Source organism: Paraburkholderia rhizosphaerae (assembly GCF_004366595.1).
Taxonomy (GTDB): domain Bacteria; phylum Pseudomonadota; class Gammaproteobacteria; order Burkholderiales; family Burkholderiaceae; genus Paraburkholderia; species Paraburkholderia rhizosphaerae.
The window spans coordinates 42,323-56,799 of the sequence record NZ_SORE01000027.1 but is presented as its reverse complement, the minus strand read 5'-3'; the positions used below and the strand labels follow the sequence as shown (position 1 = coordinate 56,799).

Here is a 14,477-nt window from a genome sequence, read left to right as displayed (position 1 = left end):
CACCCAAACTCAACGACGCATCACTTTTTCCGACGGCGTCAGCGCTTCGATATAGGCCGGACGGCTAAAAATCCGTTCAGCGTATTTCATCAGCGGTGCCGCATTCTTCGACAGCTCGATGCCGTAGTGATCGAGGCGCCACAGCAGCGGCGCGATCGCGACGTCGAGCATCGAAAACTCTTCGCCGAGCATGTACTTGTTCTTCAGGAAAATCGGCGCGAGTTGCGTCAGGCGGTCGCGAATCGCGAGGCGCGCTTTCTCATGATTCTTCTCCGCAGCCTTGCCCTTCTCGTTTTCGAGCGTACCGACGTGCACAAACAGTTCCTTCTCGAAGTTCAGCAGGAACAGACGCGCGCGCGCACGTTGCACCGGATCGGCCGGCATCAGTTGCGGGTGCGGGAAGCGTTCGTCGATGTACTCGTTGATAATGTTCGACTCATACAGGATCAGATCACGTTCAACGAGAATCGGCACCTGACCATACGGATTCATCACCGCGATGTCTTCCGGCTTGTTGAACAGATCGACGTCGCGGATTTCGAAGTCCATGCCCTTCTCGAACAGCACCAGCCGGCAACGCTGGGAGAACGGGCACGTAGTGCCGGAATACAGAACCATCATTTTTACGTTTCCTCAAAAAGCTGAAGGGCCAGCACGCCGAAAAACCGTTCCACGGGTGCCCCGTGCGGTCTTTCCTTGCGCCGGCCCCACACCCGCTACGGTGTGTTTATTTGATATCTTTCCAGTACGCGGCGTTCAGTCGCCAGGCGAAAAAGCTCAACAGACCGATGAACAGAAGCACCCACACGCCAAGCTGCTGGCGGAACTTCTGGGTCGGCTCACCCATCCACGACAGGTACGCGACGAGATCGGCCACAGCCGAATCATAATCTACCGGCGACATCGTCCCCGGCGTGACCTGTTGAAAGCCGGCGAAAGTGCGCACCTTTTCCCCCGTCCGTTCGTCGGTTTGCTCCTCGAACTTCACCGTGCGCTCCCCCTGCAACTGCCACAGCACATTCGGCATGCTCACATTCTCGAACGCGATATTGTTCCAGCCGGTCGGGCGCGTATCGTCGCGGTAAAAGCCGCGCAGGTACGAATAAAGCCAGTCGCGGCCCCGCGCGCGAGAAATCACGGAAAGATCGGGTGGCGCCGCGCCGAACCACGCTTTCGCGTCGTCCGGACGCATCGCGATCGACATCGTGTTGCCGATCTTATCCGTCGTGAACATCAGGTTTTGCTCGATTTCCTTCGGCGAAATGCCGATTTGCTGCAGCGCGCTGAACCGAACCAGGTTCGCACTGTGGCATCCCATGCAATAGTTTACAAAGATTTGGGCGCCATGTTGCAACGAGGCAAAATTGTCCGCATTATCCGGCGCCCGGTCGAGCGGAACATTTTCCTGTGCAAGCGCCGGCGCAGCCGCCAGCGCACCCAGCATCGCGCCGATCAGCGCGAGCATCGAAAGCAGTCTTTTCATGTTCGGGTTCTCCTCGCGTGGCATTCAGTGGGGTTTGAACCGCACTCGTTCGGGCGGCTGCTTGAAACGGCCAAGCGGCGTCCAGAACGGCATGCCGAGGAAAAACGCGAAGTACACCAGCGCACAGATCTGCGCGATCAGCGTAGCCACCGGCGAAGGCGGCCTCGTGCCGAGGAACCCTAGCGTCAGGAACGCCAGCACGAAGATCGCGTAGAAGACCTTGTGAAAAAGCGGCCGGTAGCGAATCGACTTGACCGGCGAGCGGTCCAGCCACGGCAGGAAGAACAACGACACTACCGCGCTACCCATCACGACGACGCCCCAGAACTTCGATTCGGTGAAGTACATCGCGAGCACGACCAGCAACGCGAGCACCGGCAAGCCGACGCGCCATTTGCCGCGCGCCCGCACGAGCGCAAGCAGGCCGAGCAGCACGACGACGATCATCAGCACGATCTTGAACGGATCGGTGGTCGCGCGCAGCATCGCGTAGAACGCGGTGAAGTACCAGACCGGAGCGATTTCCGGCGGCGTCTGCAGCGGATTGGCCGGCACGAAGTTGTTCGCTTCGAGGAAATAGCCGCCCATCTCCGGCGCGAAGAAAATAATCGCCGCGAACACGATCAGGAAGATGCACACGCCCATGAAGTCGTGCACCGAGTAGTACGGGTGGAACGGGATGCCGTCGAGCGGAATGCCGTTCTCGTCCTTTTTCGCCTTGATCTCGATGCCGTCCGGGTTGTTCGACCCCACTTCGTGTAGCGCGACGATGTGCGCGATCACGAGGCCGATCAGCACCAGCGGAATCGCAATCACGTGGAACGCGAAAAAGCGGTTCAACGTGACGTCGGACACCACGTAGTCGCCGCGAATCCACAGCGAAAGGTCCGGGCCGATAAACGGAATGGCCGAGAACAGGTTCACGATCACCTGCGCGCCCCAGTACGACATCTGCCCCCAAGGCAGCAAATAGCCGAAGAACGCCTCGGCCATCAGGCACAGGAAAATCGCGCAGCCGAAAATCCACACCAGTTCGCGCGGCTTGCGATACGAGCCGTATAAAAGCCCGCGGAACATATGCAGATACACGACCACGAAGAACATCGACGCGCCCGTCGAGTGCATATAGCGGATTAGCCAGCCCCACGGCACCTCGCGCATGATGAACTCGACCGAGGCGAACGCGAGCGTCGCATCGGGCTTGTAGTTCATCGTCAGGAAAATGCCGGTGACGATCTGGTTCACCAGCACGAGCAGCGCGAGTGAGCCGAAGAAGTACCAGAAGTTGAAGTTCTTCGGCGCGTAGTACTCGGAAACGTGAGCCTTCCACGTCGACGTCATCGGGAAGCGCCGGTCGATCCAGCCGACGAGCCCGGACGTCGTCTCCACGTCTTTTTCGGTCGTCGCCATTTACGCCTCTCCTTTCTCGTCCCGGCCGATCACGAGCGTATTGCCCGCGTACATGTATGGCGGGATGTCGAGGTTCTGCGGCGCAGGTTTGTTCTTGAAGACGCGGCCGGCCAGGTCATACGTCGAGCCGTGGCACGGGCACAGGAAGCCGCCTGGCCAGTCGTCCGGAAGATTGGGCTGCGCACCCGGCTGAAAACGCGGTGTCGGCGTGCAGCCCAGATGGGTGCACACCGCCACGGTGACAAGAACATGCTTGCGTTCGGGCCGCGACCGGTATTCGTTGTTGCAGTACTCGGGCAACGGCATCGAAAACGGATTCTTGCTATGCGGATCTGCGACTTCGTTATCAGCCTTCTGAACCTCCGCGAGCATCTGGTCGGTGCGGTTGAGAATCCACACCGGCTTGCCGCGCCACGCAACGGTCATCATCTCGCCGGACTTCAGATTGCCGATATCGACCTGAATCGGCGCGCCCGCCGCTCTGGCCTTTTCGGATGGTGCAAATGAACTAACAAAGGGTATTACGGTGGCGACTCCTCCGATGCCACCTGTTACGGTCGTCGCGATCAGCCAGGTACGACGGCTGCCGTCGACGCGTCCATCTTCCTTGTCTCGCATCACACGCCCCACTTCTGAGTTGGATTTTTTCCTTCCGTCGCTTCTACCGCCGCTAGTTTGCTCGAATGGAGTCGCCATTTACAAGGGCCGATAACCAAAAACCGTACGAAGTTATTGATAAATCAGGGTATTCCCGCACGGTTTGCAAACATTCAGGCGCTGCGGATTTAAGTATTTCCTGCGTTTTTAATTACCCGGTTTGCATCTCTTTGACTGCTTTGCACCGTTTTTGTCGCAACTAGACCGGATTATGAATATCGATAAAGAGGTGCTCGAGTTCGAACGCTTCGGACAGGTGCGCACCGAGCGCCTGCACGCCGAAACGCTCGGTCGCGTGGTGTCCCGCCGCGACGAACGCGACGCCACTCTCCGCCGCCATATGCGTGTTCTGCTCGGAGATTTCGCCGGTCAGATAGACGTCTGCGCCCGCTTCGATCGCCGCGTCGAAATAGCCTTGCGCGGCGCCGGTACACCATGCGACGCGACGCAGTTCCTGATCCGGATCGCCGAGTACGAGCGGCGTGCGGCCCAGCGTCTGCTCGACCTGTGCTGAGAAGTGGGCGAGCGTGATCGGCATCGGCAAAGTCGTCATCCAGCCGATATCGTTGTCGCCGAAACGCGCGTCTCCGATCAGGCCCAGCTTCGCGCCAAGCTGCGCGTTATTGCCGTAGACCGGATGGTCGTCGAGCGGGAGGTGATACGCGAACAGGTTGATGTCGTTGGCGAGCAGCAGCTTCATACGATGGTATTTGCGCCCGGTAATTTCCGGCGCTTCGTTGCGCCAAAAGTATCCGTGATGCACAAGCACCGCGTCCGCGCCCCACTCGTGCGCGGCCTCGAGAAACGAGAGTGACGCGGTCACGCCGGTTGCGATTTTCTCGACCTTGCGACGCCCTTCGACCTGTAGTCCGTTTGGGCAATAGTCCTTGAACCGTGAGGCTTCGAGAACGTTGTTCAAGTACAATTCCAGTTCGATCCGATCCATATAAACCTCTAATTTTTCAGATGCTCAGACGCTTTTGGCTGTTGTTCGCCCAGGCGGTGACGGTCCTGCTCGCGCTGATGTTCATCATTGCGACGCTCAAGCCGCAGTGGGTGCAGCGACAAGGGCAATTCGGCAAGCAGCTGGCCGAACCGATCGTCGCCCTGCGGGAAGTGGCTCCGGGCATCGGCAGCGGGAAGCTGGAGAGCTCCTATGCCGACGCGGCCCAGAAAGCCATGCCTGCGGTGGTCAACGTATTCTCCAGCAAGGACGGATCGCTGCCGCCGGACCCGCGCGCGAAAGACCCGCTATTCCGCTACTTCTTCGGCGACCGTAATCGCCGCCAGCAGGAGCAGCCGGCCGCGAATCTGGGTTCAGGCGTGATTGTGAGTTCGGAAGGCTACATTCTAACGAACCAGCACGTGGTGGACGGCGCGGATCAGATCGAAATCGCGCTGGCCGATGGCCGCACGAGCGAAGCGAAAGTGATCGGCGTCGACCCGGAGACCGATCTGGCGGTGCTGAAGGTCAATATGACCAATCTGCCGACCATCACGCTTGGCCGCATGGATCAGACACGCGTCGGCGATGTGGTGCTCGCGATCGGCAACCCGTTCGGCGTGGGTCAGACCGTGACGATGGGCATCGTCAGCGCGCTCGGGCGCAACCACCTCGGCATCAACACCTTCGAGAACTTCATTCAGACCGACGCGCCGATCAACCCCGGCAACTCGGGCGGCGCACTGGTCGATATTCACGGCAATCTGCTCGGCATCAACACGGCGATCTATTCGCGCTCCGGCGGCTCGCTCGGCATCGGCTTCGCAATCCCAGTGTCGACCGCGCGCAGCGTGCTGGAGAGCATCATCACCACCGGCACGGTCACGCGTGGCTGGATCGGCGTCGAGCCGCAGGATGTGACGCCTGAGATCGCCGAATCGTTCGGGCTCGAGCAGAAAACCGGCGCGATCGTCGCGGGCGTGCTGAAGGGCGGGCCGGCGGACAAGGCAGGGATCAAACCGGGCGATATTCTGGTCGGCGTGAATGGCCAGGACATCACCGATACAACGCGTCTGCTGAACGTGATCGCGCAGATCAAGCCGGGCACCGGCGCGAAGGTGCACCTGGTGCGCAAGAACAAGGAACTGGATCTGACGGTGACGATCGGCAAACGCCCGCCGCCGCCGAAGCAGTCGTCATCCGATGACGAGGATCAGGGCGACGGCGGTTGAGGTGAGAGGTTGCTGCGGCGGGCGGCCGCGCAAGACGTGCGTGATACCGGGACGACTTCGGCGTAAGACCTACTCACTGGATCGCGGGCTCGATGCGCATAGCCGCCGTCGCACGACGCGGCATGGAGTCGCTGCATGCCGCGGCACTACACCGCGGCGCTACACCGCGGCGCTACACCGCATCACTGCGCCGCGTTCCCTTCGCTCTCTTTTTCCGCCTCCACCGCCGGTTTGCTGACGAAGAGCCGCGCCGCGATGATGCCCGCCTCGTACAGAACAACGAGCGGAACCGCGAGAATCAACTGTGAAAACACGTCCGGCGGCGTCACGACAGCGGACACGATAAACGCGCCGACCACCACATACGGACGAATCTGCTTGAGCTTTTGCACCGTGAGCACGTTCATGCGCACCAGCAGCACGACCACTATCGGCACCTCGAACGTGACGCCGAACGCAAGGAACATCGTCAGTACGAAGCTTAGGTAGTTATCGATGTCGGTGGTCATCTCCGCGCCTAGCGGCGCGTTGTAGTGCGCCATCACGCGGAAGATGGTCGGAAACACCACGAAGTACGCGAATGCCATCCCGCACAGGAACAGCAGATAGCTGCTGCTGACGAGCGGCATCACAAGCTTCTTCTCGTGCTGATACAGCCCCGGCGCGACGAACGCCCAGATCTGATACAGCACGATCGGCAGTGCGATCACGAACGCGACAAGCATCGTCACTTTCATCGGTACGAAGAACGAGCCGGTGACGTCGGTGACGATCATCTTGCCGTCCTTCGGCAGGTTCATCATCAGCGGCCGTGCGAGCAGCCGGAAAATGTCTGGCGCCCAATAGACGAGCCCCACGAACACGACGATCACCGCGATGCCGGCGCGGATGATCCGATTACGCAGTTCGACGAGATGGGAGATGAAGGTCTCTTCAGGGACTTCGTTCTGGTTGTGCTGGGGGTCGCTCACACCGGCCCTCGGTAGGAGATGGATTCACGAGTGATCAGAAGAAGCGCGTCGTGCGCCGCATGCTGACAGGCTTGTGGCGCGCGACGCGCGCGGCGCCCGATTGAACGTGCGTACGGCGCGTCGTTGCGCGCTTGTACCACGTCGGTGTGGCCGTTTGTTTGATGCGCCAGTTTTTGCGCTTCGGCGCGCTATAGGATGACGGGGAAGTACTGAAGCTGTTCCAGGACGACGACGTGTCGCCGGATGCCGTCGCGCTGTCCTCGGTGCCGCTCCCCGCGATACTCGGCGAAACGGACGTGCCGGCTTTCCACGCTTCGTTCAGCTCGGTTTCCTGCTTGCGCATATTGTCGTGAATCGTCGTTTCGACGTTATGCGCGGCCGTTTCGAACTCGCTCTTCATCCGGCGCAGCTCGTCGAGTTCGATTTCACGCGTCACTTCGGCCTTTACGTCGTTGATATAGCGCTGCGCACGCCCGAACAGCGCACCCGCCGTGCGCGCGACGCGCGGCAACCGCTCAGGGCCGAGCACGACCAGCGCGACCACGCCGATCAACGCCATCTTGGTGAGACCGAGGTCCAGCATCGAATGGGTTTCCCGTCAGTGCGCCAGGTAAAAGGTGATTAACGCAGGTTCAGCACGCGAATTAGCGCGCGTCACCCGAATGCGTGGCCTTTTCTTTCGCGTCGACGTCGATCGTTCCCGCGCGCGGCAGTTCACGCTGCTGCGCCTGCGCGTCGGCGGCCCCGCCTTCCGCGTCCTTCATGCCTTCCTTGAAGCCCTTCACCGCGCCGCCCAGATCGCTACCGATATTGCGCAGCTTCTTCGTACCGAACACCAGCGCAACGATCAGCAGAACGATAAGCCAGTGCCAAATGCTAAACGAACCCATGAAACTCTCCTTGTCTCCCGTCGCCCACCGACGTGAAGAAAAACGCTTAGACCTTGCGGCCCAATTCGAAGCGCGGGCGCTTCGTCCAAGATTTACTTTTCAAAACCATTACTGCGCGCAGCCCGACAGTATCGCTGGTGATTGGTGATGAATGTATGTCACCAATGTATGTCACCCCATTCGCAACCATGGACGCGGACCCGCAAGCAGGTGCGCGTGCAGGTGATAGACCTCCTGACCTCCACCGGGACCGGTATTGATTACCGTCCGAAAGCCCGTTTCACCGCCCGTGTACGCGACCCCGAGCTTGTCCGCGAGACGCGCGACCAATATGAGCATTCTACCAAGCAGAGGGGCGTCGCTTTCGTCGCAATGGGTCAACGTGGTTATATGTTTGCGGGGGATGACTAGCACGTGCGTATCAGCTGCCGGCCGGATGTCGCGGAACGCGACGAACTCGTCGTCTTCGTGAACTTTGGTCGACGGAATCTCGCCGGCGGCGATCTTGCAGAAAAGGCAGTTCGGATCGTGGCTCATGATGTTCCCGTCTGTCTCCCGTTACTTCCCGGATTCGCTTGCGCGGTTGCTACGAAGGCTGACCCCGTCGCAAACCCCGGTCGCAAACCTGTTAGAACCACGCGCGCGGATTTTGCAGCGGCTTATTGTCATACAGATATAGCCAGCCCTTGATAATACGGTACAACGTCCAGATCGCGACAGCCCAGAGGATCGGCACGCCGATCAGCACAATAAGAAGCGCGACGCCGATCAGATGGCCGATCAGCCCCATCCAGAACGTACGGATCTGCCATTCGAAATGCGCCTCGTAGGGTGTGCCGACTGTTTCGCTGCGCTTCATGTAGTTGATGATGATCGCGACCAGCACGGACACGCCGCCCGTCAGCCAGTAGACCGCATAGAGCGCATACAGCACGTGCGTCAGCGTGCGCAGGCTGCGCTGCCGGTCGATTTCGACCGCGCTCTGATACGACGGCGGCGGATATCCGCTATGCGACTGCTCCACCATATTGCATTCTCCTTCAGGTGCGATCAAAAGCGTGGTTATCCGGCGTAGTGACGTGCGATGCGGTGTATGGGTGGGCGGTCAGTCGCCGTTCTGCTCGCGGTCCCGGCTCTTGCGCAGCGCCTTTTCCTCGATGCCGGACAGTCCCTCGCGCCGCTCCAGTTCGGCGAGCACGTCGGCCGGGTTCAGGCCGAAATGCGACAACGTCACGAGGCAATGAAACCACAGATCAGCCATCTCGTAGACCAGGGCTTTCGATTCGCGGCCGTGCCGCACGTCCTTCGCGGCGAGCACCACCTCGGTTGCCTCTTCGCCGATCTTTTTCAGCACTGCGTCATCGCCCTTATGGAAAAGGCGCGACACGTACGAAGCGTCGGGATCGCCGCCCTTGCGGCTGTCGATTACCGCGGCGAGGCGCAGCAGCGTGTCATGTAGTTGGGGTTGCGTCATTTGTAGATATGTTCGGGATCTTTCAGTACCGGGTCGACGGCGACCCACTCGCCTTCGTCGACCGAGCCTTCGAATTTCTGGAAGAAGCACGAGTGACGGCCGGTGTGGCAAGCGATGCCCGACACCTGTTCGACCTTCAGCAGCACGACGTCCTCGTCGCAATCGAGCCGCACCTCACGCACGTGCTGCACGTGGCCGGACTCCTCGCCCTTGAACCACAGACGTTGACGCGAGCGCGAGAAATACACCGCGCGGCCGGTCTCGACCGTCTTCGCGAGCGCCTCGCGGTTCATCCACGCGAACATCAGCACGTCGTTCGTCGCGGCTTCCTGCGCGATTACCGGCACGAGGCCGTTCGCGTCCCATTTGACCTTGTCGAGCCAGTCGACACCCGAAGCGTTCACCACGTCACAACCTCACTGAAATGCCCTGATCGGCCATAAAGCGCTTGGCCTCGCCGACCGTGTGTTCGCCATAGTGGAAGATGCTGGCGGCCAGCACCGCATCCGCGTGGCCGTCCTTGATGCCGTCGGCCAGATGCTGCAGCGAGCCGACGCCGCCCGACGCGATGACCGACACCGGCACGGCATCCGACACCGCCCGCGTCAACGCGAGATCGAAACCGCTTTTCGTGCCGTCGCGATCCATGCTGGTGAGCAATATCTCGCCGGCGCCGAGTTCCGCCATCTTGCACGCCCATTGAACGGCGTCGAGACCGGTCGGCTTGCGTCCGCCATGCGTGAACACTTCCCAGCGCGACGGCTCGCCATCGGCGGACACGCGCTTCGCGTCGATCGCAACGACGATGCACTGCGAGCCGTACTTGTCCGTCGCGTCGCGCACCAACTGCGGATTGGCCACCGCTGACGAATTCATGCTGATCTTGTCCGCGCCTGCGTTCAGCAGACGCCGCACGTCTTCGACCGCGCGCACACCGCCGCCGACTGTCAGCGGAATGAACACCTGCGACGCGACGGCTTCGATGATCGGAAGGATCAGGTCGCGCTGGTCCGAGGTTGCAGTGATGTCGAGAAACGTGAGTTCGTCCGCGCCCTGATCGTCGTAACGGCGCGCGATTTCGACCGGATCGCCGGCGTCGCGCAATTCGACGAAGTTCACGCCCTTGACGACGCGCCCGGCGGTCACGTCCAGGCAGGGGATGATGCGTTTAGCTAAAGCCATGATGGGTGCGCTTACCTGGTGTATCGGGTGTGCTTCGCGTGCCGTGCTGCGCAAATGCGCCGCACGCTACTGTGTGCCGTGAGGGTGGCCGTGCTTAATGAACCATGCATGAAGCGATGCATCGGCGTTGCGGACAACGCACAGACGACTCCGAACGACCTGACCTCGTGGTCCGCTCAGGCGTCGTCTGATTCGCGCAGCCGGTCCGCATGCGACTGCGCGGCCGAGAAATCCAGATCGCCCGAGTAGATCGCGCGGCCGCAGATCACGCCCTCGATACCCTCGTCCTCGACTTCGCACAGCGCTTCGATATCGCCGAGGTTCGACAAACCGCCGCTCGCGATCACCGGAATCTTCACCGCACGCGCGAGCCGCACCGTCGCCTCGATATTGATGCCCTGCATCATGCCATCGCGGCCGATGTCGGTGTAAATGATCGATTCGCACCCGTAGTCTTCGAACTTGCGCGCGAGATCCGCGACTTCATGGCCGGTCAGCTTGCTCCAGCCGTCGGTCGCAACCTTGCCGTCTTTCGCATCGAGACCCACGATGATATGGCCGCCGAACGCGGTGCACGCTTCCAGCAGAAACCCGGGATTCTTCACCGCCGCTGTGCCGATGATCACGTACTCGAGACCGTCGTCCAGATAGCGCTCGATCGTGTTCAGATCGCGAATACCGCCGCCTAGCTGCACCGGAATCTCGGCGCCGACTTCTTCGATGATCGCGCGAATCGCCTCTTCATTACGCGGCTTGCCGGCGAATGCGCCATTCAGGTCGACGAGATGCAGGCGCCTGGCGCCACGCTCGAGCCAGTGGCGGGCCATTGCCGCCGGCTCCTCGGAAAATATCGTCGCCTGGTCCATATCGCCCTGTTTGAGGCGAACACATTGACCGTCTTTCAGGTCGATGGCGGGGATCAGCAGCATAGCAATCGGGTGATATCTGGGAAGAAGGTTGATGTTCGGCCGGCGCGAAGCCTGCGGCGGTGCCGCGCCGGACCGTTCCGTTAGTTTAGTACAACTCTTTCGGCGGCCTTGCTAATGTCAGGGGACCGCCGCAACAGGTATGGCCGGCCAGCGAAGACAGCATCGCTCATGGGTTCCAGTGCACGAAATTCCGGTACACGCGCAAACCCACATCCGCACTTTTTTCCGGGTGGAATTGGGTCGCGAAAAGATTGTCGCGCGCAACGGCCGACGTGAACGGCACGCCGTAGACCGTTTCACCGGACGTATGCGCCGCGTTGTCGGGCACCACATAGTAGCTGTGCACAAAGTAGAAGAAGCTGTCGTCCGGCACGCCGTCCCACAGCGGGTGCGGCTGCGTCTGACGGACCCGGTTCCAGCCCATCTGCGGCACCTTGAAGCGCGAGCCGTCGTCCTGCAGCTGGCCGTCGAGTTCGAAGCGCACAACCTTGCCCGGCAGCAGGCCCAGCCCGCGGGTGTCGCCCTCGGCGCTCCAGTCGAACAGCATTTGCTCGCCGACGCACACGCCCATCAGCGGTTTGGTGCGCGACGCGTCAATCACCGCGTCCTGTAGACCGGATTCGCCGAGCGAGCGCATGCAGTCCGGCATCGCACCCTGACCGGGCAATACGACACGGTCTGCCGCATGGATCGCCTCGGGCCGATCGACAATCGCGACGTCCGCCTCAGGCGCCGCTTTTCTCAGCGCCTGCGCAACCGAGCGCAGATTGCCCATTCCGTAGTCCACAATCGCAATCGAAGTCTTCATTTCAGAACCGAGGTTTTCGCTTCAACAGGGTTTTATTTCAGGCCGGGTAGCAGCGTCTTCAACCCGTCGACAATGAACTCCACCGCCAGCGCCGACAGCATCAGCCCCATCAGACGCGTACCGATATTGATACCGGTGCGTCCGACCCAGCGCGCGATCGGTTCAGCCAGCCGCAACGACGCGAAGCAGATTGCCGCGAGCACCGCACCGATAGCGATCAGACTAACGCGGTCGTACCAATGGCGAAAGCTAGCCGAATAGACGATGACCGTACTGATCGACCCCGGCCCGGTCAGAAGCGGAATCGCGAGCGGCACGACCGCGATGTTGTCCTTCGACTCGGCTTCATAACGCTCCTCGGGCGTCGAGCGGGCATTGCCGATCTGCGCATTGAGCATGCTGATCGCCATTAAAAGCATGATGATGCCGCCGCCCACTTCGAGCGAGCCGATCGAAATGCCAAAAAAGCTGATGATCTGCTTGCCGCACAGCGCCGTCACCGCAATCACGCAAAACACTGAAATCGATGCGATACGAATCGTTCGCCGCTGCTCGGCCGCCGACTGCTGCGCGGTCAGGCTGAGAAAAAACGGCACCGCTCCGACCGGATTGATCAGCGCAAGCAGCGAGATAAACGACTTGAGGATATCCATCGCAAGCCGGGCACTCGTCGGCGCGGCGTCAGTCTGGTTAGTCGGTTTGGCGTCTGCGAAGCATTCGCCCGATACGTCAGACGGGCACTGCCGCGAGAATCAGCCCCACAAGATGTGTCAGAGGCTGCCCTTGGTCGACGGAATCTGCCCCGCCGCGCGTTCGTCCAGTTCCACCGCCATACGCAGTGCACGGCCAAACGCCTTGAACACAGTTTCCATCTGATGATGGGCATTCAGCCCGCGCAGATTATCGATATGCAGTGTGACGCCCGCATGGTTCACGAAGCCGCGGAAGAATTCAATCGACAGATCGACGTCGAACGTGCCGATCCGCGCGCGCGTGAACGGCACGTGGAACTCAAGACCCGGGCGGCCGGAAAAGTCGATCACCACCCGTGACAGCGCCTCGTCGAGCGGCACATAGGCGTGGCCGTAACGCCGGATGCCCTTCTTGTCGCCGACCGCCTTCGCGACCGCCTGGCCCAGCGTGATGCCGACGTCTTCCACCGTATGGTGGTCGTCGATATGGGTGTCGCCATGCGCGTCGATATCCAGGTCGATCAGTCCATGCCGCGCAATCTGGTCGAGCATGTGGTCGAGGAACGGCACACCGGTGGCGAGCTTTTGCTGGCCGGTGCCGTCCAGGTTGATCTTTACACGGATCTGCGTTTCGCTGGTGTTGCGAACGACTTCCGCAAGGCGCATGACAATTCCTCGAAGCTTGCTTGAAAGATAAGGTAGGGGAAGTAGGCTGTTGCCGCGTTCACCGATCAATGCAGTGCGTGTTTCAGCGCGGCGAGCAATTGCGTGTTCTCGTCCGGGGCCCCGACCGTCAGACGTACGCAATTAGCCAGCAATGGATGCATTTTACTCACGTTTTTGATCAGAACCCGCGCGGCAAGCAGCGCTTCGAACGTTGCGGCCGCATCGGGCACACGCACCAGCAGAAAGTTGCCGGCGCTCGCGAACACTTCGGCACCGGGCAGGTTAGCGACCGCCTGCGCCAGCTTCGTGCGCTGCGCACGCAGTTGCGCGGCCTGCGCATCGAGCACATCGACGTGATCGAGCAGGAAATCGACCGTCGCCTGGGTCAACACGTTGACGTTGAACGGAGGACGCACCTTGTCGAATTGGGCGAGCCACGCCGGACGGCCCGCGAGATAGCCGAGACGGATGCCAGCAAGCCCGAGCTTCGACACAGTGCGCATCACGACGACATTGTCGAATTCGCCCGCGCGCGGCATCCAGCTATGCTCGGCGAACGGCTGATACGCCTCGTCGATCACGACGAGGCTACGATTTGCGGCCGCGATGATCCGCTCGATCGCGTTTTCATCGAACAGGTTGCCGGTCGGGTTATTCGGATACGCGAGATAGATGACGACCGGACGGTGCGTTTCGATGGCCGCGAGCATCGCGTCGATATCGAGCGTGAAATCGGCATTCAACGGCACGCCGACGAACTCGAGATTCGCGAGCCGCGCGTACGCCTCGTACATCACAAATCCCGGCACCGGCGCGAGTACCTTTGCCCCCGGCTGCGAGCACGCGACCGAAATCATGCTGATGATTTCATCGGAACCGTTGCCGAGCAGCACATCGCAGTCCGCCGGCACATGCATCACGCGCTTGAGCTTGTCGATCAATGCGCCCGGCCGCGGCGCCGGATAGCGGTTCAGCGCGACGCCCGCCAGACGCTCCGCAAGCTGCGCGGCAAGCGGCGGCGGCAGCGGGAACGGATTCTCCATCGCGTCGAGCTTCACGAAGCCGGTCGCATCCGGTACCGGATAGCTGGTCATCGCGAGCACGTCGCGGCGGATGATGTCTTGCGGTGTGGTCATAACG

Annotated in this window: 18 protein-coding genes and 2 pseudogenes; 1 reads left to right on the top strand and 19 read right to left on the bottom strand. The window is 61.0% G+C overall.

From position 1 onward, the window contains the following. Nucleotides 1-9 precede the first annotated feature (9 nt). The 5 genes from BX592_RS27620 to BX592_RS27600 form a co-directional block, all read right to left on the bottom strand. Nucleotides 10-621: a glutathione S-transferase N-terminal domain-containing protein gene (locus BX592_RS27620; RefSeq protein WP_006052302.1), complete on the bottom strand. Its 612-nt coding sequence runs from the start codon at nucleotides 619-621 to the stop codon at nucleotides 10-12. Between the two features lie 106 nt (nucleotides 622-727). After that, nucleotides 728-1,483 (bottom strand): cytochrome c1, encoded by a 756-nt coding sequence (locus BX592_RS27615; RefSeq protein ID WP_134196466.1) that lies wholly within the window; start codon nucleotides 1,481-1,483, stop codon nucleotides 728-730. Between the two features lie 24 nt (nucleotides 1,484-1,507). Next, entirely contained in the window at nucleotides 1,508-2,893 is a 1,386-nt protein-coding gene (locus tag BX592_RS27610) for a cytochrome b (RefSeq protein WP_134196465.1), read from the bottom strand. Continuing rightward, a complete protein-coding gene (gene petA / locus BX592_RS27605) occupies nucleotides 2,894-3,511 on the bottom strand; it encodes a ubiquinol-cytochrome c reductase iron-sulfur subunit (protein ID WP_134196464.1) in 618 nt (205 codons plus the stop codon). A 238-nt stretch (nucleotides 3,512-3,749) separates the two neighbouring features. Next, a complete protein-coding gene (locus BX592_RS27600) occupies nucleotides 3,750-4,496 on the bottom strand; it encodes a Nif3-like dinuclear metal center hexameric protein (RefSeq protein ID WP_134196463.1) in 747 nt (248 codons plus the stop codon). Between the two features lie 20 nt (nucleotides 4,497-4,516). Between BX592_RS27600 and BX592_RS27595 the strand changes: the two genes are divergently transcribed. Next, the gene (locus BX592_RS27595; RefSeq protein ID WP_134196462.1) at nucleotides 4,517-5,725 is read left to right on the top strand and encodes a Do family serine endopeptidase; all 1,209 of its coding nucleotides are present in this window, start codon (nucleotides 4,517-4,519) and stop codon (nucleotides 5,723-5,725) included. Between the two features lie 182 nt (nucleotides 5,726-5,907). Here the strand turns inward: BX592_RS27595 and tatC are convergent, their stop codons facing one another. From tatC to hisC, 14 genes and pseudogenes are all read right to left on the bottom strand, one after another. Continuing rightward, nucleotides 5,908-6,696 (bottom strand): twin-arginine translocase subunit TatC, encoded by a 789-nt coding sequence (gene tatC / locus BX592_RS27590; protein ID WP_134196461.1) that lies wholly within the window; start codon nucleotides 6,694-6,696, stop codon nucleotides 5,908-5,910. A gap of 34 nt (nucleotides 6,697-6,730) precedes the next feature. After that, nucleotides 6,731-6,886, bottom strand: a pseudogene (tatB, locus tag BX592_RS35300) (Sec-independent protein translocase protein TatB); the annotation flags it as partial. A gap of 116 nt (nucleotides 6,887-7,002) precedes the next feature. Beyond that, nucleotides 7,003-7,279, bottom strand: a pseudogene (tatB, locus tag BX592_RS35295) (Sec-independent protein translocase protein TatB); the annotation flags it as partial. Nucleotides 7,280-7,340: 61 nt separating this feature from the next. Continuing rightward, entirely contained in the window at nucleotides 7,341-7,586 is a 246-nt protein-coding gene (tatA, locus tag BX592_RS27580) for a Sec-independent protein translocase subunit TatA (RefSeq protein WP_134196459.1), read from the bottom strand. 171 nt (nucleotides 7,587-7,757) lie between these two features. Then, nucleotides 7,758-8,123 (bottom strand): histidine triad nucleotide-binding protein, encoded by a 366-nt coding sequence (locus tag BX592_RS27575; protein WP_134196458.1) that lies wholly within the window; start codon nucleotides 8,121-8,123, stop codon nucleotides 7,758-7,760. A 91-nt stretch (nucleotides 8,124-8,214) separates the two neighbouring features. Continuing rightward, nucleotides 8,215-8,610: a DUF4870 family protein gene (locus BX592_RS27570; protein WP_134196508.1), complete on the bottom strand. Its 396-nt coding sequence runs from the start codon at nucleotides 8,608-8,610 to the stop codon at nucleotides 8,215-8,217. 81 nt (nucleotides 8,611-8,691) lie between these two features. After that, a complete protein-coding gene (locus BX592_RS27565; RefSeq protein WP_134196457.1) occupies nucleotides 8,692-9,060 on the bottom strand; it encodes a phosphoribosyl-ATP diphosphatase in 369 nt (122 codons plus the stop codon). After that, entirely contained in the window at nucleotides 9,057-9,467 is a 411-nt protein-coding gene (gene hisI, locus BX592_RS27560) for a phosphoribosyl-AMP cyclohydrolase (RefSeq protein ID WP_208327986.1), read from the bottom strand. The genes BX592_RS27565 and hisI overlap by 4 nt, the downstream gene beginning before the upstream one ends. Before the next feature lies 1 nt (nucleotide 9,468). After that, on the bottom strand, nucleotides 9,469-10,242 hold the full coding sequence (gene hisF, locus BX592_RS27555; protein ID WP_134196456.1) for an imidazole glycerol phosphate synthase subunit HisF: 774 nt from the start codon (nucleotides 10,240-10,242) through the stop codon (nucleotides 9,469-9,471). Between the two features lie 176 nt (nucleotides 10,243-10,418). After that, nucleotides 10,419-11,171, bottom strand: a complete 753-nt coding sequence (gene hisA, locus BX592_RS27550) for a 1-(5-phosphoribosyl)-5-[(5-phosphoribosylamino)methylideneamino]imidazole-4-carboxamide isomerase (RefSeq protein ID WP_134196455.1) — start codon at nucleotides 11,169-11,171, stop codon at nucleotides 10,419-10,421. Between the two features lie 166 nt (nucleotides 11,172-11,337). Further along, on the bottom strand, nucleotides 11,338-11,979 hold the full coding sequence (hisH, locus tag BX592_RS27545) for an imidazole glycerol phosphate synthase subunit HisH (protein WP_134196454.1): 642 nt from the start codon (nucleotides 11,977-11,979) through the stop codon (nucleotides 11,338-11,340). 32 nt (nucleotides 11,980-12,011) lie between these two features. Then, a complete protein-coding gene (locus tag BX592_RS27540; protein WP_134196453.1) occupies nucleotides 12,012-12,632 on the bottom strand; it encodes a MarC family protein in 621 nt (206 codons plus the stop codon). A gap of 117 nt (nucleotides 12,633-12,749) precedes the next feature. Continuing rightward, nucleotides 12,750-13,337, bottom strand: a complete 588-nt coding sequence (gene hisB / locus BX592_RS27535; protein ID WP_134196452.1) for an imidazoleglycerol-phosphate dehydratase HisB — start codon at nucleotides 13,335-13,337, stop codon at nucleotides 12,750-12,752. Between the two features lie 65 nt (nucleotides 13,338-13,402). Further along, entirely contained in the window at nucleotides 13,403-14,473 is a 1,071-nt protein-coding gene (gene hisC, locus BX592_RS27530; protein WP_134196451.1) for a histidinol-phosphate transaminase, read from the bottom strand. Nucleotides 14,474-14,477 lie beyond the last annotated feature (4 nt).